The sequence below is a fragment of the Streptomyces sp. BE303 genome (assembly GCF_036290945.1).
Lineage (GTDB): Bacteria > Actinomycetota > Actinomycetes > Streptomycetales > Streptomycetaceae > Kitasatospora.
The window spans coordinates 1-369 of the sequence record NZ_JAQYWZ010000588.1; the positions used below are offsets into that span (position 1 = coordinate 1).

The window sequence follows — 369 nt, forward strand, 5'->3', positions numbered from 1 at the left end:
CGCCGGGAGATCGCCCCTCTCGACGACGTTCCAGAAGCCCGCCTCCGCAGGTTCCGCCGAACGGCCGGGCGCTGCTGCTTGCAGCCAGTACCGCTGGTGCTGGAAGGCGTAGGTCGGCAGCTCGGCCGGTCGGACGCCCGGGAACAGCGGCGGCCCGGCGACCGGGCCGCGGTTGACGTGCAGGGTCGCGAGCGCCGTGAGCACGGTGGTGACGTCGTCACGGTCGCGGCGCGGGGCAGGTGGCTGCAGGCCCTGCCGTCGGGTGGGGCGATGCTCGCGGTGGGTGCTTCCGCGGCGGCGGGGCTGGCGGCGTTCCCGGAGGTGGCCGTGTCGGTGGGGAACGGCCCTGGGGCCGGGGTGGGCGCGGGC

At 77.0% G+C, this 369-nt stretch carries 1 protein-coding gene; it reads right to left on the bottom strand.

Annotated elements, in window-relative coordinates:
* Positions 1–204, bottom strand: a 204-nt coding sequence (locus PUR56_RS12945) for a hypothetical protein (protein WP_329949006.1), incomplete at its 3' end; no start/stop codon positions are given.
* Between the last annotated feature and the right edge of the window lie 165 nt (positions 205–369).